This is a genomic window from Salmonella sp. SSDFZ69, assembly GCF_004010755.1.
Lineage (GTDB): Bacteria > Pseudomonadota > Gammaproteobacteria > Enterobacterales > Enterobacteriaceae > Salmonella > Salmonella enterica.
The window spans coordinates 3,193,360-3,216,180 of sequence record NZ_CP034831.1; the positions used below are offsets into that span (position 1 = coordinate 3,193,360).

Below are 22,821 nucleotides of genomic sequence, written 5' to 3' on the forward strand. Positions count from 1 at the left end.
GCAACACAGCGCAACATATACAGAAAAGTGGCAACAAGCATATCACCAGGATATTTCTTACTATGTTTGGCAATAATGTATTCACTCGGGTAAAACGCTCTGAAAATAAAAAAATGGCGGAGATCGCTCACTTTCTCAAAGAGAATGATTTAAGCGTCGATACCACTGTAGAAGTGTTTATTACCGTCAGCCGTGATGACCGTCTTATTGCCTGCGGCGGTATTGCCGGAAATATCATTAAATGTGTGGCCATTAGCGAATCAGTACGCGGCGAAGGCTTAGCGTTAACGCTGGCGACGGAATTGATTAATCTCGCCTGGGAACGGCACTGCACCCATCTTTTTATTTATACCAAAACGGAATACGAAGCGCTGTTTAAACAGTGCAGCTTTTCGACGATAGCCAGCGTCCCTGGCGTGATGGTCTTAATGGAAAATAGCGCGACCCGGTTGAAACGGTATGCGGAATCGCTGGCGACATTGCGTCATGAGGGAAAGAAAATTGGCTGTATTGTGATGAACGCCAATCCTTTCACGAACGGCCATCGCTATCTGATCCAACAGGCGGCGGCACAGTGCGACTGGCTGCATCTGTTCCTGGTCAAAGAAGATACATCACGCTTTCCCTATGAAGACCGACTCGATCTGGTCCTTAAAGGGACCACCGATATCCCGCGCTTAACCGTTCACCGCGGCTCCGAATACATTATTTCTCGTGCGACGTTCCCCTGCTATTTCATTAAAGAGCAGAGCGTTATTAATCACTGTTATACCGAAATCGACCTGAAGATTTTCCGCCAGTATCTGGCGCCCGCGCTTGGCATCACACACCGCTTTGTCGGTACGGAGCCGTTTTGCACCGTTACTGCCCAGTACAACCTTGATATGCGTTTCTGGCTGGAGACGCCAACGCTTCCCGCCCCACCCATTACGCTGGTGGAAATAGAGCGGCTTTGCTTCCAGGAGACGCCGATATCCGCCTCCTGGGTACGCAAGCTGCTGGTTAAACACGATCTCACGGCTATCGCGCCGCTGGTTCCCGACGCCACCCTGCGCTATTTGCAGGGCATGGTCGAACGCCATCCGGGCAGCGCGGCAGCCCGTCAAAAGTCCCCCGTATTAGCAACAGGTGAAAAATGAAAATAAACCAGCTAGCCGTCGCAGGCACGCTTGAGTCCGGCGATGTGATGATACGCATTGCGCCGCTCGATACGCAGGATATTGACCTGCAAATCAACAGTAGCGTTGAAAAACAGTTTGGCGAGGCCATTCGCGCCACCATCCTGGAGGTGCTTTCTCGCTACGACGTGCGCGGCGTACAACTGAACGTCGATGATAAAGGCGCTCTGGACTGCATTTTGCGCGCCCGACTGGAAACGCTACTGGCGCGCGCCAGCGGTATTGCCGCTCTGCCCTGGGAGGATCGCCAATGATTTCCGCCTCTCTGCAACAACGTAAAACCCGCACCCGCCGCAGTATGTTATTCGTACCGGGCGCCAACGCGGCGATGGTGAGCAATTCGTTTATCTACCCGGCCGACGCGCTGATGTTCGACCTGGAAGACTCCGTTGCATTACGCGAAAAAGACGCGGCGCGCCGTCTGGTATATCACGCGCTGCAACACCCGCTTTACCGTGACGTCGAAACCATTGTCCGCGTGAATGCGCTGGACTCCGAATGGGGCGTCAACGATCTGGAAGCGGTCGTGCGCGGCGGCGCGGACGTGGTGCGTTTACCGAAAACCGACACCGCGCAGGACGTCATTGATATCGAAAACGAAATTCTGCGCATTGAAAACGCCTGCGGTCGCGAACCGGGCAGTACCGGCCTGTTAGCCGCCGTGGAATCGCCGCTGGGTATTACCCGCGCGGTAGAAATCGCCCACGCCTCTGAACGGTTGATCGGGATTGCGCTGGGCGCGGAAGACTATGTTCGCAACCTGCGCACCGAACGCTCTCCGGAAGGCACCGAACTGCTGTTCGCCCGCTGCGCCATTTTGCAGGCCGCGCGTTCCGCCGGCATTCAGGCCTTCGATACCGTCTATTCCGACGCCAACAACGAAGCCGGTTTCCTGCAAGAAGCCGCCCACATTAAACAGTTGGGCTTTGACGGTAAGTCACTGATCAACCCCCGCCAAATAGAACTGCTGCACAACCTTTATGCGCCGACGCGTAAAGAGGTCGCCCATGCGCGTCTGGTCGTTGAAGCCGCAGAAGCCGCCGCCCGCGAAGGTCTCGGCGTCGTTTCCCTTAACGGCAAGATGGTCGACAGCCCGGTGATTGAACGCGCCCGTCTGGTGCTCTCCCGTGCAGAACTTTCCGGTATTCGCGAAGAATAAGGCAAAAAAATGACGCAGAAAAATGAATCTCAACGCCAGGATCGCGTAGCCGCCTGGAGCCGTCACGCTGAAAGCGAACTGAGTGCTTACCAAAGTGCGGCAAAATTGGATCTACAAGCGCAAAAACCGCGCGACCACAAACTGTGCGCCAGCCTGGAAGAGGCCATCCGCCGTTCCGGTTTACGCGACGGCATGACGGTCTCCTTTCACCACGCGTTTCGCGGCGGCGATCTGACGATTAACCTGGTGATGGAAACCATCGCGAAGATGGGCTTCAAAAACCTGACGCTGGCCTCCAGTTCGCTGAGCGACTGCCATGCGCCGCTGGTTGAACACATTCGTAACGGGGTGGTCAGCCGCATCTACACGTCAGGCCTGCGCGGCCCGCTGGCGGAAGAAATTTCTCGCGGCTTGCTGGCTGAGCCGGTTCAGATTCACTCCCACGGCGGTCGTGTGCATCTGGTACAAAGCGGCGAACTCAATATTGATGTTGCGTTTCTTGGCGTGCCCTCCTGCGATGAATTCGGTAATGCTAACGGTTATACCGGCAAAGCCTGTTGCGGTTCACTGGGCTACGCGATGGTGGATGCCGACAGCGCGAAGCAGGTCGTGATGCTGACGGAGCAACTGCTGCCGTATCCGCATAACCCGGCAAGCATCGCTCAGGATCAGGTTGATCTGATCGTGCAAATCGAAGAAGTCGGTGATGCAAACAAAATCGGCGCTGGCGCGACCCGCATGACCACTAATCCGCGTGAACTGCTGATCGCCCGCAGCGCGGCGGAAGTCATTGCTCACTCCGGCTACTTCAACGAAGGTTTCTCCCTGCAAACCGGCACCGGCGGCGCATCGCTGGCGGTCACCCGCTTCCTGGAAGACAAAATGCGTAGCCGCAACATTGTGGCTAATTTCGCGCTGGGCGGTATCACCGCCACCATGGTCGACCTGCATGAAAAGGGCTTAATCCGCAAACTGCTTGACGTGCAGAGCTTCGATCGTAACGCTGCGCAATCTTTGGCCCGCAACCCGAACCATATCGAAATCAGCGCTAACCAGTACGCCAACTGGGGCTCTAAAGGTGCTTCCGTCGACCGTCTGGACGTGGTGGTGCTGAGCGCGCTGGAAGTAGACACCCACTTCAATGTTAACGTGCTGACCGGCTCCGACGGCGTTCTACGCGGCGCGTCCGGCGGTCACTGCGATACCGCCGTCGCGGCGGCGCTGTCCATCATCGTCGCGCCGCTGGTGCGCGGTCGCATCCCAACGCTGGTTGATAACGTCACCACCTGCGTCACACCAGGCTCCAGCGTTGACATTCTGGTCACCGATCACGGTATCGCCGTCAATCCGGCGCGTCCGGAGTTGGCTGAACGCCTGAAAGCAGCGGGAATGAAAGTGGTATCGATTGAGTGGCTGCGCGAACGCGCGCAACTGCTTACCGGTCAGCCCCGCCCTATCGAATTCACCGACCGCGTGATTGCTGTCGTGCGTTATCGCGACGGTTCAGTGATCGATGTGGTGCATCAGGTGAAGGAATAAGCCATGCGCCTGTTTCCTGAACTCGCCACCTGTCACGACGTTTCTATTCCTGAGCTGCTCGCCAGCCGGGATGAGAGACAAGCAAGACAGCGCGCCTGGCTAACGCGCCACGCCACTCCACTGGTCTCCTTTACCGTGGTGGCGCCAGGCCCGATAAAAGACAGCGCGTTAACCCGCCGGATCTTTAATCACGGCGTGACTGCCCTGCACACGCTGGCAGAAGAGTATGGCTGGACCATCCGGGAGCAGGCTGCACTGGCTTCCGCCAGCGGGCCGGAAGGGCTGCTGGCGATTGACGCGCCCGCTCAGGCGCTCAAACAGGCGACCATCGCACTTGAACAGCGTTATCCACTGGGGCGCCTGTGGGATATCGATGTCCTGACGGCGGAAGGCGAAATACTCTCCCGCCGCCATTTCGCGCTTCCCGCTCGCCGCTGTCTGCTGTGCGGGCAAAGCGCGGCTGAATGCGCGCGGGGTAAAACCCACGCGCTGACTGATTTACTGATTCATATGGAGGCGCTGCTGCATGATGCCGATTCCCGCCAACCCGACTAACGCCTCCATTCAGCCTCAGTCGCTGTATGACGCCTGGGCCGATTTGGCCTGGCGCGCCATGCTGACCGAGGTAAATTTATCGCCAAAACCCGGTCTGGTAGACCGACTAAACTGCGGCGCGCACAAAGATATGGCGCTGGCGGATTTTCACCGCAGCGCGGAGGCGATTCGACACTGGCTGCCGCGCTTTATGGAATATGGCGCCAGCTGCACGCGCCTGCCGCCAGAGTCAGTTCTGGCGGGCCTGCGTCCATTGGGGATGGCCTGTGAAGCAGCGATGTTTCGCGCAACGGCGGGCGTCAATACCCATAAAGGCAGCATTTTCTCGCTGGGGTTACTGTGCGCCGCCATTGGCCGCCTGTATCAGCTACGCCAGCCGATCGCTGCAGAAACACTCTGCGCTACCGCCGCCGATTTTTGCCGCGGCCTGACCACGCGCGAACTGCGCCAGAACAACCTACAGCTCACCGCAGGCCAGCGGCTGTATCAGCAACTGGGATTAACCGGCGCGCGCGGTGAAGCGGAAGCGGGCTATCCGCTGGTCATCCGCCACGCGTTGCCGCACTACCGCGCATTGCTGGCGCAGGGGCGCGATCCGGAGCTGGCGCTGCTTGATACCTTACTGCTGCTGATGTCGCTTAACGGCGATACCAACGTCGCGTCGCGCGGCGGGGCGGACGGTCTGCGCTGGTTACAGCAGCAGGCTGCGGTCTTATTACAGCAGGGCGGCATACGGACGCCTGACGATCTCGTTTATCTCCACCGGTTCGATCAGCAATGCATTGAACGCAATCTCAGCCCAGGCGGTAGCGCCGATCTGCTGATCGTGACCTGGTTTTTAGCGCAAATTTCGCAAGTTAATCATTAACACAATTATAGAAAATATCCTTTCCGGAGAGTCATTTATGTCTTTATCCAAAGATAATATATGGAAGTTGTTGGCCCCATTAGTGGTGATGGGCGTCATGTTGCTAATTCCTGTTCCAGATGGTATGCCGCCGCAGGCCTGGCACTATTTTGCGGTTTTCGTCGCGATGATTGTCGGTATGATCCTGGAGCCGATCCCGGCGACAGCGATCAGTTTTATCGCCGTAACCATTTGCGTTATCGGCAGCAATTACCTGCTATTTGACGCTTCAGAACTGGCCGATCCGGCGTTTAAAGCCAGTAAACAGGCGCTGAAATGGGGGCTTGCCGGTTTCTCCAGCACCACGGTCTGGCTGGTTTTCGGCGCGTTTATTTTCGCGCTGGGCTACGAAGTGACCGGGCTGGGGCGCCGCATTGCGCTGTTTCTGGTAAAATTCATGGGTAAACGCACGCTGACGCTCGGCTATGCGATTGTCATTATCGATATTTTGCTGGCGCCGTTTACTCCCTCCAATACGGCTCGTACCGGCGGGACTGTCTTCCCGGTCATCAAGAACCTGCCGCCGCTGTTTAAATCGTTTCCAAACGATCCTTCCGCACGCCGCATCGGCGGTTATTTGATGTGGATGATGGTGATCAGTACCAGCCTGAGCTCTTCGATGTTTGTCACTGGCGCGGCCCCGAACGTATTAGGTCTGGAGTTCGTCAGCAAGATCGCTGGCGTCCAGATTAGCTGGCTGCAGTGGTTTCTCAGCTTTCTGCCGGTAGGGATTATTTTACTGATCGTTGCGCCGTGGCTCTCCTATGTACTTTATAAACCTGAAGTGACCCACAGTGCGGAAGTCGCGGCCTGGGCTGGCGGCGAGTTAAAAAACATGGGGCGTCTGTCCCGCAAAGAGTGGACGCTGATTGGCCTGGTGCTGCTTAGCTTAGGATTGTGGGTTTTTGGTGGAAAAATCATCAACGCCACTGCCGTGGGTCTGCTGGCCGTCTCGCTGATGCTGGCGTTGCATGTTGTGCCGTGGAAAGATATTACGCGCTACAACAGCGCCTGGAACACCCTGGTGAACCTCGCTACGCTGGTGGTCATGGCCAATGGCTTAACCCGCTCCGGCTTTATTGACTGGTTCGCCAATACCATGAGTACGCATCTGGAAGGTTTCTCGCCGGATGCAACCGTGATTGTACTGGTACTGGTGTTCTATTTCGCGCACTATCTGTTCGCCAGTCTTTCCGCTCACACCGCGACCATGCTGCCGGTCATTCTGGCGGTGGGTAAAGGCATTCCGGGCGTTCCGATGGAACAACTGTGTATTCTGCTGGTGCTGTCTATCGGTATCATGGGCTGTCTGACGCCGTATGCCACCGGCCCTGGTGTGATTATCTACGGCTGCGGTTACGTGAAATCCAGAGACTACTGGCGGCTTGGCGCAATCTTTGGCGTTATCTATATCGCGATGCTGTTGCTGGTGGGCTGGCCGATTCTGGCAATGTGGAATTAAACATTACGCCAACGCAGGTTAAAAATGATGCCGTTCAGGTTCACCTGAGCGGCATTTTTTATGATTAAATGGGTAACATTCATAATGTGTATAAATTATCGAATTCATCATGAACACAATATGGCATTACAGTCCGCTGCTGGCTGCCCTCTTAACCCCGATTTTTGCCGCCAACGCCGACGAACTTCAGGCGCAACAGTACGGTGATTTCACTGACTATGTGCTGGCGCTTTCCTGGCAAACCGGTTTTTGTCAAAGCCAGCATGAACGCCGCCATCGGGAACCCGATGAGTGCCGTCTGCAAAAAGAGCCAGCCAACAAAGCAGACTTTCTGACCGTCCACGGCCTGTGGCCAGGATTACCCAAATCTATCGCCGCACGCGGTGTTGACCAGAGACGCTGGCAGCGCTTTGGTTGTGCGACGCGGCCAATCCCGAATCTGCCTGAAGTCAAGGCCAGCCGGAAATGCTCCGCCCCCGCCCCTGGACTTTCGCCTGACATCGCGGCAGCGCTTAAGGAAGTGATGCCCGGCGCGGGGGGGAATTCCTGTCTGGAGCGCTACGAATATGCCAAACATGGCGCCTGTTTCGGGTTTGATCCCAATGCCTATTTCGGCACCATGATACGGCTGGATAAGGCGATAAAAGACAGCGCGCTGGGGCAGTTTCTGGCGGATAATTACGGCAAAACCGTTAGCCGCGCTGAGTTTGATAGCGTCGTCGCACAAATGTGGGGCCAGGATAATGTCAAAGCCGTTAAAGTAAACTGCCATGGCAATCCCGCCTATTTAACAGAGATTCAGTTTTCATTAAAGGCGTCGATGATTAACGCCCCGCTCTCCTCTGCCTCATTCCAGCCGCAGCCGCATCCCGGCAACTGCGGGAAACAGTTTATTATCGATAAAGCCGGTTATTGACGAAGCAGAGGTTTAAAACCGTAGCCACATTTGAGAACACGCCCGAATGTAGACTAAAATTCACTCAGGGCTATGACGTTTGAGGATTTACCCGAATGTGAACTAAATCACTTCAAAGACGGGGTAAGTCTCAGTATCATCATGAGAGTTAAACCCTCGCCGCCAGACGGTGAGGGTTTTCTTTTGGGACCATTTACCTGCACTACTCGCAGTATCGATGACATGGAGTAAGAAATGTCCAGACCCACTATTATCATTAACGACCTTGACGCCGAACGTATTGATCGTCTTCTGGAACAGCCTGCGTATGCGGATCTGCCGATTGCCGACGCGCTCAACGCCGAACTGGATCGCGCGCAAATGTGTTCCCCACAAGAGATGCCGAACGATGTCGTCACCATGAACAGCCGCGTTAAATTCCGCAATTTGAGCGATGGTGAAACACGCGTGCGGACGCTGGTGTACCCCGCCAATATGACGGATAGCAGTACCCAGCTTTCGGTAATGGCGCCCGTCGGCGCGGCGTTGCTGGGACTGCGCGTCGGCGACACCATTCACTGGGAACTGCCGGGCGGCGCCTCCACCCATCTCGAAGTGCTGGAACTCGAATATCAGCCTGAAGCCGCGGGCGACTTCCTGCGTTAAACCATCTGCATAAGCGTTAATGCGTTTACACAGAGGATGCCTGCGCATCCTCTTTCCGTTAGCCCTTTCATTTCTGCCTGCTTCAGACAACGCCGCCTGGCATCGGGTTGACTACTCCCGTCGCCTGTTTCTGCGCCGCTTGTGCCGACGTCGCTCCCGGCACCAGGATAACCTTCCGGCACTCTTCTTCGCGTTTTTCGAAAATTTCGTAGCCGCGCGCCGCCTCTTCAAACGGCATATAGTGCGTGACAATCTCCTCCGGCTTCAGCAACCCTTTTTCAATAAGCGGTAATAATTCCCCCAGCCACGCGTGAACATGGGTTTGACCCATTTTAAAAGTTAGCCCCTTATCAAAGGCGTCGCCGAATAAAAAGCCGTGAATAAAACCGGCATACACGCCGGGCACGCTGACCACGCCGCCGCGTCTGACCGCCGCGATACATTGTCGCAGCGCTTTGCCGCTGCTGCCTTCCAGTTTAAGGTTCGTCAGCACCGTCTCCGTCAAGCTGCCTTTCGCTTCAAAGCCTACGGCATCAATTACCGCGTCCACGCCGCGGTGTCCTGCCGTCTGCTCGATGATTTTTTCCGCCGGATCGTTCTCATCATCGAAGTTGATCGGTATCGCGCCGTAACGTTCTTCGGCGAAACGCAGGCGCCAGGCGTGGTGATCAACGACGAAGATCTGCTCCGCGCCCAGCAGTCGCGCACAGGCGATAGTCAGTAATCCTACCGGCCCTGCGCCAAAAACCGCCACGCTGGAACCTTGCTGAATCTGGGCATTTTTTGCCGCCTGCCAGTCGGTAGGCAAAATATCAGAAAGAAACAGCGCCTTATCGTCAGATAACAGCGGCGGCACCTTAAATGGACCAACATTACCTTTTGGCACGCGAACATATTCGGCCTGTCCGCCGGGAACGCCGCCATACAGATGGCTATACCCAAACAGCGCCGCCGGTGGCGGGATCTGTTTTTTATTCATCGCCGCGCCGTGTCCGTCGTTAGTGTTTTCACACGCTGAATATTGCTGTAGCCGACAGAAAAAGCAGTCACCACAGGCAATGACAAACGGGATAACGACCCGATCCCCTTTTCGAATATTCTTCACATCATGTCCGGTTTCCACCACCTCGCCCATAAACTCATGGCCGAAAATATCGCCATGTTTTACCTGTGGGATCTTGCCGCGATAGAGATGCAAATCAGATCCGCAAATCGCGGTGGCGGTAACACGCAAAATGATATCGTCAGGCTGCTCAATGCCGGGATCGGGTACGTTTTCAACCTTTACGTGATGTGGACCGTGATACGTCAATGCTTTCATGCAGCCTCCGGGGTAACGGTGAATGTTGCGTTCGACTATAAAAGGGTAGCTATCCCGGAGAGACTGCCGGAAAAACAGGCGGCTTTAGGATTTTTCCTGGAAAATACACGACTTTTTTAACGTCAGGTTGTCGCAATATTTAAAATTGCCAGACAAATAGCAGAAAGAAACATTATTATATGCTTGAATAAATTCAGTATTGATTAACAGGGAGTAACGGGTATGTATAAGACAATCATTATGCCGGTTGATGTTTTTGAAATGGAACTTAGCGATAAAGCCATTCGCCACGCTGAGTTTCTGGCGCAACAGGATGGCGTCATTCATCTGTTGCATGTACTGCCTGGGTCCGCGAGCATGAGTCTGCACCGCTTTGCCGCCGACGTGCGTCGCTTTGAAGAACATTTACAGCATGAGGCGGAAACGCGTCTGCAAACGATGGTGGGACACTTCAGTATCGATCCTTCACGAATTAAAACGCATGTTCGCTTTGGTAGCGTGCGCGATGTCGTCAATGAGATGGGCGAAGAACTGGATGCGGATGTCGTGGTAATCGGTTCGCGTAATCCGTCCATCACGACACACCTGTTGGGGTCTAACGCCTCAAGCGTGGTGCGCCATGCGACGCTGCCAGTATTGGTTGTGCGTTAACCCTAGTGGCTAAAAACTGACACGCCCTGCCAGGTCACGCCTGGCAGGGCTTTTTACTGCATCATCGTTAGTACAAATGCCCGATATTCACAATAGTACTCACCGTGTCGCCAAAAAAGACCAGCCGACTCAGAAATACGCCGACGAATAACAAGACGAACAGGAGTTTCGGGCGCGAATCACCGTGACGGCTGGCGACAAAAGCGAGCGCAAGGCAGACCAGGCTTGCCAGATAAAACGGTGAAGCCAGCCATGAACGCGCCGTCATCTGCATTACCGTTCCCCCGCTTAACCACACCAGCGGCGCCGCGATAAGTACCGCGATACACACCACAATTCCCTGGCGTAACGCAGGAACGGCAGGCCTGAGTTTTAACAGCGGAATCGCCGCGCAACCCATGACCCATACCGTAATAAAAAATAACAGCATGGTAAATCCATTAGCGATAGCTACCATCGCTGGCGCGGCGTAGGTCATCCCCTGCACCGCCACCAGTAACACGCCGAACACGGAGGCGATAAGAGCCATCGCTTTATGTCCCTTTGCCAGGAACGTTACGCCGACCGCTGCGCCAAACAACGTGGCGCCAAGGATTTCCCGACTTAACCAGGCATGTCGCAGGTTAATCAGCGCATTATAAGCGCGATCGGGATGCGCCAGATGCAGAATCGCGGCAATAGACGCCAATGCCAGCACCAGCCCGGTGGCCAACCAATAGAAACGCTGGCCTTCCACTTCACCACGCAGCGTACGCCATGTCAGTACCAAAGCCATCCCGACAGACATCTGGCTTAATACCGTAAAAAACACCAGCGGCAGTTCATATTTTTCCATTACTTGTCCTCCGGCTGCTTAGGCTGGCGCGCCAGAATAAAGCGCGTTCCTGGATTGAGCTGTGGCATATGCGGGAACCCTGGCGGATACTGCACCGCATTATCGGGTACAGGATCGGCATCCAAATCGATAATCGACAAGGCGCCCACCGGGCAGGCGTTTACGCACGCCGGATTCATACCGATATCAAGACGCTCGTAGCACATACTGCATTTTTCCGCTTTACGCGTCTCTTCATTAAAACGCGGCGCGCCATAAGGACAGTTACGAATACAGTTTTTGCAGCCAATGCAGCGCTCAGGGTTATGCACCACCACGCCATCTTCACGTTTGGTATAGGCTTCGACCGGACAGGCGGCGACGCAGGCCGGATGTTCGCAGTGGTTACAGGCCAGCGAGTAAAACGCCCGCTCTTCATGTGGATAGATGTCTTTATCCAACGGATAAACGTAGCGCCAGAAACGATCCGGCTCCAGTTGGTTAAAGCTTTTACACGCCATAGCACAGCCGCGGCAGCCGATGCACTTATCGCTATTCACTAAAAACGCACGTCTCATGCTACGGATTCCCCTTTACCGATCAATACAACGTCAGCAAACTGACTGTGGATAGCGGCGCCCGGCGCGCCAGTTTTCATCAGCCCCATATCAGCAGGCGTATCGGCCACGACGTTTTGCACGTTGTACTGCCGTTTCGGGAACCACGCTTCATACATCACCAGAAAATCTTCCGGCACGTTGGTGGTGACTTTTGCCCGCAGCTCAACTTCACCGGTGCCATTGAAAACTTTGACCAGATCGTTCTCGCTGATGCCTTTTTTTTGTGCGGAAGAAGGATGGATATAAACGAACGGTTCCGGGTAGAACACCTGCATCCAGTCCAGGTTGATAAACTGCGAGTGCAGGCCAAACTGCACGTGCGGCGTAAACAGATGGAAAGGCAGTTTGCTCTCGGCTTCCGGTTTGTATTCCGGCAGCGCGGTGTGGCCGTTTTTCTCCGCCAGTTCAGATTTAAATTCATACTTGCCTGACGGCGTTTTGAACTTGCGATCGTACCAGGCGGCTGAACTTGGCAGAATCGCTTTTTTCGGCCCGTCCAGCAGATCGTCCCAGGACGAGATGCCGAACATTTTCGCCATACCGTCGTTGAACTCCTGATCCAGCCAGCGCTTGTGATCGAACTCTTGCGGGAAGGTACAGGAACCCGGCGCCATCTTATTAATGGTGCGCGACAGCATGGTAGCGATTTCGAGATCGCATTTTGCTTCATACATCGGCTTAATCGCCGGCTGATTAATGGAAAGCCAGTAGTGCCAGTAAGAAGCATCCACGTTCCATTCTTCAAACGCGGTGGTAACGGGCAGCACGATATCAGCGTGTTGCACCGTTTCGTTGAAGAACTGATCGGCGCAGACCACCATTTCCAGTTTTTCAAACGCTTTCTTCATCTTGCTGCGATCGAAATCCTGGGCAAACGGGTTTTTACAGGCGACCCACAGCATACGAACCGGCGGATCGTTGGCCTCCAGAATCCCCTGCGCCGTCTGGTTAATATTCAGAGAGCGATCGGAGTACTGCACGGCGTCGCTGCCAGCGGCAGCCCCGAATTCACTGGTGGTGCCCGCCGCTCCCGGTATGCCAATAGCGCCCACCGGCGGCTTCTGCTGCATGGCGTTATAGTTAAAGCCCCAGGTATGCAGATGGCCATAACGCGCGCCGCCGCCTTCGACACCGATGTTGCCGGACATAGCGACAAAGGCGTCGATAGCGCGAACGTTGGCGCCGCCGTTGACATGACGCTGCATCCCGTAACCAATCCAGACCGTGGCCGGCTTAACCGCCGTAAACTCTTCTGCCAGCTGGCGAATGACATCCGCAGACAGGCCGCAGATTTCTGCCGCCCATTCCACGGTGACGTTATTGCGCAGATAGGCTTCAAATTCCGGATAGCCGTGAGCATCGTTGTTGACAAAATTCTGATCCACCAGGCCTTTATCCACCAGATGACGCGCCATCCCCAGCGCCAGCGCACCGTCTGAGCCAGGCCGTACGCGCAGGTAGAGATCGGCTTTGGCGGCAGTCTGCGACAGCAGCGGGTCGATAACCACGACCTTCGCCCCTTTCTCGCGCGCCTGATAGATGTACTTCATGCTGTGCATTGAGCACCAGGCCGGGTTGGCGCCCCAGATAATGATGTATTTCGCTTTCACCATATCTTCCGGGTCGTTACACCACATGTCGCCCATGTCGTAGTTTTGCGCGTCGATACCGGCAGGCCAGCACGGCGTACCGGCAAAACGGGTGGTATAGCCAAGCGAGGACATCATCCCTTCAACGGCATAGTTCAGCACGCCAAACTTACCGGAATATTTGGTCAGCGCCAGACCGAGCATAGAACCGTCTTTTTTCTTAATCTCCAGCATTTTGGCGGCAATGCGCTGCATCGCCTCTTCCCATGAGATGCGACGCCAGTTGCCGCTACCGCGAACGTCCTGCGCCATGGGATATTTAATACGATCGGGGCTATAAACCCGGCGAGGATAGCTTAACCCTTTGACGCAAGGCGTACCGTGAGTAAATGTTGATTCCGACGCGCCTTCCACGAAAGTAATGACCCCGTCCTTTACCCACGTCTTGAGGCTACAGGTGTCATAGCAGTTACGCGGACACGCGTTACGATAAATTTTGTACGTTTTAGGGTTAAAGGGAACAGGCGGCTGCGCAAGCGCGCATCGGGAGGTCAGTAATCCTCCGGGTAAAGCCGCAACGGCGCCCAGTGCCACTATCCCCTTTAAAAAAGAACGTCTGTTCAGATGTCCCGTCTCATTACTCATATAGATACTCTCGTTTTAATTCATCAAGCCAATAAAATAAGATGTCCGCCACCGTATATAACGTGGTCGTTTGTGCATGAGTTTTTATTTTTTCGATATATAATGGCACCCACTTTGTTAAATAGTTATTGATATATTGAGTGAGAGTAGATCGGTATTGTGACGTTTGCCGGGTATTAGCCAGTAATAGTGTGGTCAATTCCAGCACGCAGGAAATATGATCGTCAGGAATATTGCTCCCCTGATTAACCGATAATCCCAACGCTGCCATAAACTCCCGTATCTCCAGCGTCGCCTTTCCCATCACCAGCGCATCCTCTTCCAGATACACTGAAGCGAAAGGCGCAGCCAGCAGCTTGCCAGGGCCGACGAATAGCGCATTAAAATCATACTCCGCTTCCAGCCACGCCCGGTCGGTAAGGTTTACCGCAGCAGTGGGATTTAATCTCACGTAGGCAGATTTCAGTGAACGACTATCATGAGAATTAAAAAAATCACGCAATGTAAGCCCTGTTTTTTCTAATTCCGTCAGTGATTCATAGATTGAATCCATGAATAAATAACCTCACATACAAATGCAATATAAATCAAGAAAAAAGAATGGGCATGTTAACGGAAGCGCTTAATCTTTCTTTGATAAAAAAACAGAAAAATTCCAGTTAAATCCGTAGAAGGCTTTTTTATTGTTTCAAAGTTTAAAAACAGAAGACCGTTGAAATAAAAAACCGTCTGTTATTAACAGACGGTTTCAGAGTATTGATAATGAAGAACGTGTTTTACCCGGCGGCGTTCCCCGGGCATAAACACCGCAGGCCCGAATAGCTTACACTATCGGGCCGTTTACGATGGCCAGTTAACTGACCTTGCAGGTGTGCTTACTTCTTTTTATGCGATTTTGGTACGAATCAGATAATCAAAGGCGCTCAACGAGGCTTTCGCCCCTTCGCCTGTGGCGATGATAATCTGTTTGTAAGGAACGGTGGTGCAATCGCCTGCAGCGAAGACGCCCTTAACGCTGGTTTCACATTTGGCGTCAATAATGATCTCGCCCATGCGGTTACGCTCAAGCGCGCCTTCCAGCCAGTGGGTATTCGGCAACAGACCAATCTGCACAAAAATCCCTGCCAGCGCGACGCTATGAATATCGCCGCTGACACGGTCACGATACTCCAGCCCCACCACTTTCGAACCGTCGCCCTTCACTTCTGTCGTTTGCGCATTCAAAATGATATCGACATTTTTCAGGCTACGCACTTTGTCCTGTAGCACCTGATCCGCCTTCATCTCCGGCGCGAACTCCAGCAACGTAACGTGTTCTACAATACCTGCCAGATCGATAGCCGCTTCAACGCCAGAGTTGCCGCCGCCGATGACCGCCACACGCTTCCCTTTAAATAACGGACCGTCGCAGTGCGGACAATAGGTGACGCCTTTGGTGCGATACTGATCCTCGCCCGGCACATTCATATTGCGCCATTTCGCGCCGGTGGCGATGATGATACTGCGCGCTTTCAATACTGCGCCGGACGCCGTTTCAATCTGATGCAGGCCGCCTTCTGTCGCGGCCGGAACCAGTTTACTTGCGCTCTGGCTGTCGATAACGTCAACGTCATAATCGCTGACATGCGCTTTCAGCGCGCCCGCCAGTTTCTGGCCTTCGGTTTTCGGCACTGAGATATAGTTTTCGATATCCACGGTATCCAGCACCTGACCGCCGAAGCGCTCGCCCATCAGACCGGTACGGATGCCTTTGCGCGCCGAGTAGACCGCCGCCGCCGCGCCCGCCGGGCCGGAGCCGACAATCAGTACGTCATACGCATCGCGTTTGTTCAGCGCTTCCGCCGCGCGTTTTTCTGCGCCAGTATCCACTTTAGCGACAATCTCGGTCAGAGTCATACGTCCCTGGCCGAACTCTTTACCGTTAACAAATACCGCCGGAACGCCCATCACGTTACGTTCGGTGATTTCGTTCTGGAAGGTACCGCCATCAATTGCCGTATGTTTAATACGCGGGTTCAGCACCGCCATCAGGTTCAGCGCCTGCACTACGTCCGGGCAGTTATGGCAGGAGAGTGAATAATAAGTTTCGAATTCAAAATCGCCGTCAATATCGCGAATCTGCTCCAGCAGCGACTGCGCTTCTTTTGACGGATGACCGCCGGTCCACAGCAGCGCCAAAACCAGCGAGGTAAATTCGTGGCCCAGCGGAGAACCGGCAAAGCGCGGCCCCTGCTGAGAACCTGGATTCGTAATCAGGAAAGACGGCTTGCGCACCGGCAGAGTATTGTCTTCTTTAAACGTGACTTTGTCGGACAGCTCGGCGATTTCAGCCAGCAGTTCCTTGATTTCCGCCGATTTAGCGCTGTCATCCAGCGTGGCAATCAGCTCAACAGGTTTGGTCAGTTTCTCAAGGTAAGCCCTGAGCTGGGTTTTCATATTTGTGTCGAGCATTCTTCTTCCCTCTCTGAAAACATCATCATGCAAGCCGACTTCGCGGGACTGCATTAATGCAACTTGCGTCATGGTGCTGAAATGAAATGGGCGCGGGTGCGCCCATGACTGAAACAATTTCCAAAGTATTTCACGTCAGAGTAAGGTGGCTAGCCTGAGAATCCCCGGGAGCTTACTGAAGTAAGTGACCGGGGTGAGCAGGCGACGCCAACGCAGCTATGGCGTGAAAGACGACGGAAATTTAGATTTTACCGACCAGGTCTAAAGATGGAGCCAGAGTCGCTTCACCTTCTTTCCATTTCGCCGGGCATACTTCGCCTGGGTGAGCGGCAACGTACTGTGCTGCTTTAATTTTACGCAGCAGGTCAGACGCGTCACGGCCGATACCTTCAGCGGTAACTTCGATCGCCTGGATGATACCCTGCGGGTCAACAACAAAGGTCGCACGGTCTGCCAGGCCTTCATCTTCACGCATGTTGTCGAAGTTACGGGTCAGGGCGCCAGTCGGGTCGCCGATCATCGCATATTTGATTTTTGCGATAGTTTCAGAGCTGCTGTGCCATGCTTTGTGCGTGAAGTGAGTATCGGTTGAGACGGAATAAACGTCTACGCCCAGCTTCTGCAGTTCTTCGTAATGGTCGGCAACGTCACCCAGTTCAGTCGGGCAAACAAAGGTAAAATCGGCCGGGTAGAAGAAGAAGACGCTCCAGCGGCCTTCGGTATCTTTCTCGGTGACTTCAATGAATTCACCGTTTTTGAACGCCTGGTTTTTGAAAGGTTTGATTTTGGTGTTAATTAAGGACATCTATACTTCCTCCGTGTTTTCGTTGAGGAGTAAGTTAACGAAATTTTGCTGATTCGGCTAATGCGTTTCCATTATCAAATCAATAAGCGTTAACTAACAACCCGATTCGGGCGACATTGTGAACACTGCGCCCTGTCAGCCATCTAAAGTAAAAAGGCCGCCTGACAGGCGGCCCCATTACCTGAACTACCCGTAGGTAACTTCAGAGCCAGTACGACTCGTCTTGCAAATTACAGACGTATTGTCTGCAACTCGAAATCCATAGCGTATATGCTGGCTAAGTGTTGCGCTCTACATTACCTTAACAAAGGCTGTAACAGCGAAAAGGATTACATCACCCCAGCATAGAAAGGGCAATCCCGGCACGCCAGCTCTTACCTATGTCTGTGATAGGCATCATCATTAATACTCTTTTCGCTTTGATCTTAAAAGGAAAAAATATGATTAAACGTACACTGCTGCTTGCTATGCTGCCCATTCTCGCCCACGCGGAAGAACTGCCTGCGCCGGTAAAAGCCATTGAAAAACAGGGCATAACAATCCTGAAATCCTTCGAGGCGCCGGGGGGCATGAAGGGCTATCTCGGAAAGTATCAGGATATGGGCGTCACCATTTACCTGACGCCGGACGGTAAACACGCGATTTCCGGCTATATGTATAATGAAAAAGGTGAAAATCTTAGCAACGCCCTGATAGAAAAAGAGATCTATGCGCCGGCCGGACGAGAAATGTGGCAGAAAATGGAAAAAGCGTCATGGATACTCGACGGTAAAAAAGACGCGCCGGTGGTGCTGTATGTCTTCGCCGACCCTTTCTGCCCCTATTGTAAGCAGTTTTGGCAACAAGCTCGTCCGTGGGTCGAATCCGGCAAGGTACAATTACGTACGTTACTGGTCGGCGTGATTAAACCGGAAAGCCCGGCCACAGCCGCAGCGATTTTAGCCGCGAAAGACCCGGCGAAAACCTGGCATGACTATGAAGCCTCCGCAGGAAAGATGAAGCTGGAGGTTCCGGCGTCCATCCCCCCGGCGCAGATGAAAGTCATTAATCAGAATCAGCAGTTAATGGACGATCTTGGCGCTAACGCGACGCCAGCAATTTATTACATGAATAAAGATAAGATTTTGCAACAGGTTGTAGGTTTACCGGAAAAAGCGCAACTGGACGCCATGATGGGGCAGCCTTAACGCAGAAATTAGCAAGGCAGAAGCTTAACCGTACCCCGCCCGATAGCGCTGCGTTTGTCGGGCCAACCTCCTCCCGGCATTAACGCGACGCCAGACCAGCATGTCATCCGGCACAGCCTTTTTAGACTAACGGCGTGATTATAAAAGTGTACGTTATGTCCGCCTTTACTGTAATTATTTACTCGCTAAAATATTCATAACTGTGGTATTTTAGTTTAAATAAACTCTACATTAAGTTTAATAAACATAACTCTGGTAAATTATTGAGATTAAGTCATAATCATGGAAGATACCATGATGATGCCGGGAAGATACTATGGCTAACCTTTACGACCTTAAAAAATTTGATCTTAACTTGTTGGTTATATTTGAATGTATCTATCAACATTTAAGCATTAGCAAAGCAGCAGAAACACTCTATATTACACCTTCTGCTGTAAGCCAGTCATTGCAACGCCTGCGCACGCAATTCAACGACCCTCTATTTATTCGTTCAGGTAAAGGAATTACGCCTACCGTAACAGGCATTAATTTACATTATCATTTAGAAAATAACCTTAACAGCCTGGAACAAACTATTAATATAATGAATCAGTCCAGCCTGAAGAAAAAGTTTATTATCTACAGCCCACAGCTGTTGATAACGAAACAATTACTGGAACTGATGAAATATCTGCGTAAAGACCCACAGATTGAAATTGAACATCACGACATTTTGGGAACGGAAGAATCTCCTGAAGATCTTCTCGCCTACCGTAAAGCAGATATTGTCCTCTCGATGTCGCCGATCAGTAATCGCTCCATTGTTTGTACGCACTTTTATAGGGTGGAATGCGTTCTGGTTTGCAGTGAAAACCATCCCCGATTGCGAGAGAGCGTAAGCGTTGAAGAACTGCTGAAAGAAAATTTTACTCATCTCATCGCCGCCGATGATGCCGCAGTAAAAGAGCATCAGACTTTCCTTAATCAGGTATTAGCAGAAAGAACTATAGGCTTTAAAAGTAAGTCGCTTATCACTATTGCCAATGCGATTAGCGTGACAGATCTTATTGGTTTTTTACCTAAGATTATTGTGGATTATTATCAACCCACGGTTAAGCTTAGACAAATTTCCACACCTTTTTCTGTTCCTGCCAACCCCCTCTATCTTATGTATAATAGAGCTTCGCTGAATAATAGCGGATTTGCTGAGCTCATTGAGCACATCACAAAAAAGTATTAATAAGAAGGCCCAAGAGGGAGGTAATATAAATTCAATGTATATGTCTACATAATGTATTTATTTAGCAAATATAATAAAGCATTGCAAGTTCATCTAATCCGCTTATCCTTTATGTTAATTATTCGAATATACTCTAGTTAACACATCGGAGACTATCCAGAGATGTCGGTTTATAAAGTTCCGCTTGAGCAAAATGTTCTGGAAGCGGCTCAAGAGCGTATAATGTGGACCCTGGAAACCTTACCCCGGGTCTGCGTCTCATTTTCTGGTGGTAAAGATTCAGGACTTATGCTGCACCTGACGGCAACGTTGGCGCGCAAAATGAATAAAAAGATCCACGTTCTCTTCATTGACTGGGAAGCGCAATTCTCCTGTACCATCGCCTATATTGAATCGTTACGTGAATACTACGCGGACGTTATTGAGCGTTTTTATTGGGTCGCATTACCCTTAACCACACAAAATTCCCTTTCACAATACCAGCCGGAGTGGCAGTGTTGGCAACCGGGTACCGACTGGGTACGACAACCGCCAGAAGATGCGATTACCGATCCGGCCTTTTTTTCCTTTTATCAACAAGGCATGACCTTTGAACAGTTCGTTCGCGATTTTGCCGACTGGTTTTCAGAAAAACGTCCTGCCGCTATGCTGGTCGGTATTCGTTCCGACGAATCCTATAACCGATTTGCCGCTATCGCTAACTCGCATAAGCTGCGCTTTGCCGACGATAAGCCCTGGACCACGTTAGCCCCTAAAGGGCACACCTGGTATATCTATCCCATCTATGACTGGAAAACCGCAGATATCTGGACCTGGTTCGCCAAAACAGGTAAACCCTGTAACCCTTTGTATAATTTGATGTATCAGGCTGGCGTACCGCCCCGTTACATGCGTATTTGCGAACCGTTCGGCCCGGAACAACGACAGGGGTTATGGCTGTATCATGTAATCGAACCTGAGCGCTGGGCGGCCATGTGCGCCAGAGTCAGCGGCGCACTCAGCGGAGGAATATACGCCGGACAAGACAGCCATTTTTATGGCCACCGGAAAATTTTAAAACCCGATCACCTTAACTGGGAAGAGTACGCGCTGCTCCTGCTACACAGTATGCCTGAAGTCACTGCCGAACATTACCGTAATAAAATCGCCGTTTATTTGCAGTGGTATAAGAAAAAAGGCATGCACACCATTCCACAAACGCAGCATGGCGATATCGGATCGCGCGATATTCCGTCGTGGCGACGGATCTGCAAAGTATTACTGAACAATGATTACTGGTGCCGGGCGCTGTCATTCAGTCCGACAAAACCTAAGAATTACCAGCGTTATAACGAACGTATGAAAGCTAAACGCCAGGAATGGGGGATCTTATGCAACACCGACTCACAACCGAAATAACTCACTTTCTCTCTGAACTGCCTGAAGAGGAGAGGATCGCCGCCATTAATGAATTTAGAATGGCGATACATAGCGTTAGTCCTTTTCGCGATGAGCCTGTCGATTGTGTCCTGTGGGTGAAAAACGATCATATTTCGCCTAATGACTACAACCCGAATAACGTTGCGCCGCCGGAGAAAAAACTGCTGCTTAAATCGATTGAACAAGATGGGTTTACTCAGCCGATCGTGGTGGTAAAGGCCGATGCCGAGGAGTACGAGATTGTGGACGGTTTTCACCGTCATGAGCTGGGCAAAGGAAAAGCGGCCCTGAAAAGGCGTCTGAAAGGCTACCTGCCGATAACGTGTCTGGACAGAGAACGTCACGAACGCATGGCGGCAACCATTCGGCATAACCGCGCGCGCGGGCGTCACCAGATCCACGCCATGTCAGAAATCGTGCGCGAACTTTCTCTGCTAGGCTGGGACGAGAGCAAAATCGGCCAGGAGTTAGGTATGGACGCCGATGAAGTCCTGCGCCTGAAACAGATCAACGGCCTGCAGGAGCTTTTTGCAGACCGTCGATTCTCCAGAGCGTGGACGGTTAAATAACTACAGTTTACACAGTCGCTCTGCGGCGGCCAGCAGCGTTGATTCCTGTTTAGCGAAACATAAACGTATAAGCTGATGCGGGAAAGGGGCGGCGCAAAAGACAGAGAGCGGAATAGCGGCGACACCGACTTCTTCGGTTAGCCACTGACAAAACTCAACGTCATTTAGCGTCGACACTGCGCTGTAATCGATTAACAGAAAATAGGTACCTTCACAGGGCAGCACTTTTAATCGGCTTTGCGCCAGCGCGTTAACCAGCACATCGCGTTTTTTCCGGTAAAAATCGGGTAACGCGCGATAGTGTTCCGGCGCGGCGCGCAGCATATCCGCCAGCGCCAGTTGCGCCGGCGTATTGACGCAAAACGTCAGGTACTGATGAACTTTGCGTATTTCGGCGCTAATGGCCGCAGGCGCAACGCAGTAACCAATCTTCCATCCTGTCATATGAAAGGTTTTACCAAACGATGAAACGGCAACCGCCCGCTCTCGTAACTGAGGGTGCGCCAATACGCTGGCATGGCCTTCGACGGCAAAACAAATATGTTCGTACACTTCATCGCTTAACACATAAATTTCCCGCTCGCCGATAGCCTGCCACAGCGCCTCGATATCCTCCTGACGCCAGACGGTAGCGGTGGGATTATGCGGCGTATTGAGGATCACCAGCCGCGTGCGCTCGCTAAGCAGCGCCGAAAACGCCTGCCAGTCGACGCGAAAATGCGGCGGCGTAAGCGCTATGCGTTTTAACACGCCGCCGGAAAGCGCCACGGCCGGGGCATAGCTGTCGTAACTGGGATCGAAACAGATAACCTCATCCCCTGCCCGCACCAGCGCGGTAATCGCCGCATACAGCGCTTCTGTCGCGCCCGCCGTGACGGTGATATCACTTACGTCATCGGGTCGATAACCATATATTTCCGCCGTTTTATCGGCTATGGCCTCCCGCAGCGCCTGCGCGCCCGTCATCGGCGCATATTGATTCGCGCCCTGCGCGACATGATAAGCCAACCGCTCGTGCAAATAACGAGGACCATCAAAATCAGGGAAGCCTTGCGATAAATTTATTGCCTGATGTTTCTGCGCCAGCGCGCTCATTTGCGTAAAAATCGTGGTGCCAAGATTGGGCAATTTGCTTTTTGGAATCAGTGGGTTATTTCTCATTATCTT

22 protein-coding genes are annotated in these 22,821 nt (G+C 52.7%); 14 read left to right on the plus strand and 8 right to left on the minus strand.

The window, feature by feature from the left end:
* The first annotated feature begins 62 nt into the window (after positions 1-62).
* The 9 genes from citC to rnk all read left to right on the plus strand — a co-directional run bounded on the left by citC (position 63) and on the right by rnk (position 8,361).
* Positions 63-1,139 (plus strand): [citrate (pro-3S)-lyase] ligase, encoded by a 1,077-nt coding sequence (gene citC / locus EOS98_RS16000; RefSeq protein ID WP_000467874.1) that lies wholly within the window; start codon positions 63-65, stop codon positions 1,137-1,139.
* Entirely contained in the window at positions 1,136-1,432 is a 297-nt protein-coding gene (citD, locus tag EOS98_RS16005) for a citrate lyase acyl carrier protein (RefSeq protein WP_000700679.1), read from the plus strand. Before citC ends, citD begins: the two co-directional genes overlap by 4 nt.
* Positions 1,429-2,337 (plus strand): citrate (pro-3S)-lyase subunit beta, encoded by a 909-nt coding sequence (citE, locus tag EOS98_RS16010; protein ID WP_000622342.1) that lies wholly within the window; start codon positions 1,429-1,431, stop codon positions 2,335-2,337. Before citD ends, citE begins: the two co-directional genes overlap by 4 nt.
* A 9-nt stretch (positions 2,338-2,346) precedes the next feature.
* Positions 2,347-3,876, plus strand: coding sequence for a citrate lyase subunit alpha (gene citF, locus EOS98_RS16015; protein WP_000192334.1), 1,530 nt, complete (start codon positions 2,347-2,349; stop codon positions 3,874-3,876).
* Between the two features lie 3 nt (positions 3,877-3,879).
* Positions 3,880-4,431, plus strand: a complete 552-nt coding sequence (citX, locus tag EOS98_RS16020; RefSeq protein ID WP_001236063.1) for a citrate lyase holo-[acyl-carrier protein] synthase — start codon at positions 3,880-3,882, stop codon at positions 4,429-4,431.
* The gene (citG, locus tag EOS98_RS16025; RefSeq protein ID WP_000982657.1) at positions 4,403-5,299 is read left to right on the plus strand and encodes a triphosphoribosyl-dephospho-CoA synthase CitG; all 897 of its coding nucleotides are present in this window, start codon (positions 4,403-4,405) and stop codon (positions 5,297-5,299) included. Before citX ends, citG begins: the two co-directional genes overlap by 29 nt.
* A 37-nt stretch (positions 5,300-5,336) precedes the next feature.
* Positions 5,337-6,800 carry a citrate/succinate antiporter CitT gene (gene citT, locus EOS98_RS16030; RefSeq protein ID WP_000059029.1) on the plus strand — a complete coding sequence of 488 codons (1,464 nt, stop codon included), beginning with the start codon at positions 5,337-5,339 and terminating at the stop codon, positions 6,798-6,800.
* Between the two features lie 109 nt (positions 6,801-6,909).
* Complete coding sequence (gene rna / locus EOS98_RS16035) at positions 6,910-7,716, plus strand: ribonuclease I (RefSeq protein ID WP_001529051.1); 807 nt, start codon at positions 6,910-6,912, stop codon at positions 7,714-7,716.
* A gap of 234 nt (positions 7,717-7,950) precedes the next feature.
* Positions 7,951-8,361: a nucleoside diphosphate kinase regulator gene (rnk, locus tag EOS98_RS16040; RefSeq protein WP_000089748.1), complete on the plus strand. Its 411-nt coding sequence runs from the start codon at positions 7,951-7,953 to the stop codon at positions 8,359-8,361.
* Positions 8,362-8,443: 82 nt separating this feature from the next.
* Here rnk and EOS98_RS16045 read toward each other — a convergent pair whose 3' ends face one another.
* On the minus strand, positions 8,444-9,682 hold the full coding sequence (locus tag EOS98_RS16045) for a zinc-dependent alcohol dehydrogenase (RefSeq protein ID WP_126524205.1): 1,239 nt from the start codon (positions 9,680-9,682) through the stop codon (positions 8,444-8,446).
* A gap of 222 nt (positions 9,683-9,904) precedes the next feature.
* Here EOS98_RS16045 and uspG point away from each other — a divergent pair, with 222 nt between their 5' ends.
* Entirely contained in the window at positions 9,905-10,333 is a 429-nt protein-coding gene (gene uspG, locus EOS98_RS16050) for a universal stress protein UspG (protein ID WP_000278499.1), read from the plus strand.
* A 67-nt stretch (positions 10,334-10,400) separates the two neighbouring features.
* Here uspG and EOS98_RS16055 read toward each other — a convergent pair whose 3' ends face one another.
* The 6 genes from EOS98_RS16055 to ahpC all read right to left on the minus strand — a co-directional run bounded on the left by EOS98_RS16055 (position 10,401) and on the right by ahpC (position 17,257).
* Entirely contained in the window at positions 10,401-11,168 is a 768-nt protein-coding gene (locus EOS98_RS16055; protein ID WP_000417102.1) for a dimethyl sulfoxide reductase anchor subunit family protein, read from the minus strand.
* Positions 11,168-11,725: a 4Fe-4S dicluster domain-containing protein gene (locus EOS98_RS16060; protein WP_001250381.1), complete on the minus strand. Its 558-nt coding sequence runs from the start codon at positions 11,723-11,725 to the stop codon at positions 11,168-11,170. The genes EOS98_RS16055 and EOS98_RS16060 overlap by 1 nt, the downstream gene beginning before the upstream one ends.
* Positions 11,722-14,001: a molybdopterin-dependent oxidoreductase gene (locus EOS98_RS16065; RefSeq protein WP_094897700.1), complete on the minus strand. Its 2,280-nt coding sequence runs from the start codon at positions 13,999-14,001 to the stop codon at positions 11,722-11,724. The genes EOS98_RS16060 and EOS98_RS16065 overlap by 4 nt, the downstream gene beginning before the upstream one ends.
* Positions 13,994-14,554 (minus strand): molecular chaperone, encoded by a 561-nt coding sequence (locus EOS98_RS16070; RefSeq protein ID WP_094897699.1) that lies wholly within the window; start codon positions 14,552-14,554, stop codon positions 13,994-13,996. Before EOS98_RS16070 ends, EOS98_RS16065 begins: the two co-directional genes overlap by 8 nt.
* Before the next feature lie 332 nt (positions 14,555-14,886).
* Positions 14,887-16,452 (minus strand): alkyl hydroperoxide reductase subunit F, encoded by a 1,566-nt coding sequence (gene ahpF / locus EOS98_RS16075; RefSeq protein ID WP_000887644.1) that lies wholly within the window; start codon positions 16,450-16,452, stop codon positions 14,887-14,889.
* A 241-nt stretch (positions 16,453-16,693) separates the two neighbouring features.
* Positions 16,694-17,257, minus strand: coding sequence for an alkyl hydroperoxide reductase subunit C (gene ahpC, locus EOS98_RS16080; RefSeq protein WP_000052802.1), 564 nt, complete (start codon positions 17,255-17,257; stop codon positions 16,694-16,696).
* A 440-nt stretch (positions 17,258-17,697) separates the two neighbouring features.
* On the opposite strand from ahpC, the gene dsbG reads away from it, so the two are divergent.
* From dsbG to EOS98_RS16105, 4 genes are all read left to right on the plus strand, one after another.
* Entirely contained in the window at positions 17,698-18,444 is a 747-nt protein-coding gene (dsbG, locus tag EOS98_RS16085; protein ID WP_000597122.1) for a thiol:disulfide interchange protein DsbG, read from the plus strand.
* Between the two features lie 316 nt (positions 18,445-18,760).
* Positions 18,761-19,666: a DNA-binding transcriptional repressor CitR gene (gene citR / locus EOS98_RS16095; RefSeq protein WP_039589546.1), complete on the plus strand. Its 906-nt coding sequence runs from the start codon at positions 18,761-18,763 to the stop codon at positions 19,664-19,666.
* 162 nt (positions 19,667-19,828) lie between these two features.
* The gene (locus tag EOS98_RS16100) at positions 19,829-21,064 is read left to right on the plus strand and encodes a phosphoadenosine phosphosulfate reductase (RefSeq protein WP_000118141.1); all 1,236 of its coding nucleotides are present in this window, start codon (positions 19,829-19,831) and stop codon (positions 21,062-21,064) included.
* Positions 21,037-21,654, plus strand: a complete 618-nt coding sequence (locus EOS98_RS16105) for an IbrB-like domain-containing protein (RefSeq protein ID WP_001164755.1) — start codon at positions 21,037-21,039, stop codon at positions 21,652-21,654. Before EOS98_RS16100 ends, EOS98_RS16105 begins: the two co-directional genes overlap by 28 nt.
* On the opposite strand, the gene EOS98_RS16110 is transcribed toward EOS98_RS16105, so the two are convergent.
* On the minus strand, positions 21,655-22,815 hold the full coding sequence (locus tag EOS98_RS16110) for a pyridoxal phosphate-dependent aminotransferase (RefSeq protein ID WP_001245599.1): 1,161 nt from the start codon (positions 22,813-22,815) through the stop codon (positions 21,655-21,657). It abuts the gene before it with no gap.
* Between the last annotated feature and the right edge of the window lie 6 nt (positions 22,816-22,821).

Coding starts and splice junctions, on each gene's coding strand:
- citX (WP_001236063.1), top strand. CDS start 3,880: ATGCGCCTGTTTCCTGAACTCGCCACCTGTCACGACGTTTCTATTCCT.
- citG (WP_000982657.1), top strand. CDS start 4,403: ATGATGCCGATTCCCGCCAACCCGACTAACGCCTCCATTCAGCCTCAG.
- citT (WP_000059029.1), top strand. CDS start 5,337: ATGTCTTTATCCAAAGATAATATATGGAAGTTGTTGGCCCCATTAGTG.
- ahpC (WP_000052802.1), bottom strand. CDS start 17,257: ATGTCCTTAATTAACACCAAAATCAAACCTTTCAAAAACCAGGCGTTC.
- dsbG (WP_000597122.1), top strand. CDS start 17,698: ATGATTAAACGTACACTGCTGCTTGCTATGCTGCCCATTCTCGCCCAC.
- rna (WP_001529051.1), top strand. CDS start 6,910: ATGAACACAATATGGCATTACAGTCCGCTGCTGGCTGCCCTCTTAACC.
- EOS98_RS16110 (WP_001245599.1), bottom strand. CDS start 22,815: ATGAGAAATAACCCACTGATTCCAAAAAGCAAATTGCCCAATCTTGGC.
- citE (WP_000622342.1), top strand. CDS start 1,429: ATGATTTCCGCCTCTCTGCAACAACGTAAAACCCGCACCCGCCGCAGT.
- citF (WP_000192334.1), top strand. CDS start 2,347: ATGACGCAGAAAAATGAATCTCAACGCCAGGATCGCGTAGCCGCCTGG.
- EOS98_RS16045 (WP_126524205.1), bottom strand. CDS start 9,682: ATGAAAGCATTGACGTATCACGGTCCACATCACGTAAAGGTTGAAAAC.
- EOS98_RS16100 (WP_000118141.1), top strand. CDS start 19,829: ATGTCGGTTTATAAAGTTCCGCTTGAGCAAAATGTTCTGGAAGCGGCT.
- EOS98_RS16070 (WP_094897699.1), bottom strand. CDS start 14,554: ATGGATTCAATCTATGAATCACTGACGGAATTAGAAAAAACAGGGCTT.
- uspG (WP_000278499.1), top strand. CDS start 9,905: ATGTATAAGACAATCATTATGCCGGTTGATGTTTTTGAAATGGAACTT.
- EOS98_RS16055 (WP_000417102.1), bottom strand. CDS start 11,168: ATGGAAAAATATGAACTGCCGCTGGTGTTTTTTACGGTATTAAGCCAG.
- ahpF (WP_000887644.1), bottom strand. CDS start 16,452: ATGCTCGACACAAATATGAAAACCCAGCTCAGGGCTTACCTTGAGAAA.
- citR (WP_039589546.1), top strand. CDS start 18,761: ATGGCTAACCTTTACGACCTTAAAAAATTTGATCTTAACTTGTTGGTT.
- EOS98_RS16060 (WP_001250381.1), bottom strand. CDS start 11,725: ATGAGACGTGCGTTTTTAGTGAATAGCGATAAGTGCATCGGCTGCCGC.
- EOS98_RS16105 (WP_001164755.1), top strand. CDS start 21,037: ATGCAACACCGACTCACAACCGAAATAACTCACTTTCTCTCTGAACTG.
- citC (WP_000467874.1), top strand. CDS start 63: ATGTTTGGCAATAATGTATTCACTCGGGTAAAACGCTCTGAAAATAAA.
- rnk (WP_000089748.1), top strand. CDS start 7,951: ATGTCCAGACCCACTATTATCATTAACGACCTTGACGCCGAACGTATT.
- EOS98_RS16065 (WP_094897700.1), bottom strand. CDS start 14,001: ATGAGTAATGAGACGGGACATCTGAACAGACGTTCTTTTTTAAAGGGG.
- citD (WP_000700679.1), top strand. CDS start 1,136: ATGAAAATAAACCAGCTAGCCGTCGCAGGCACGCTTGAGTCCGGCGAT.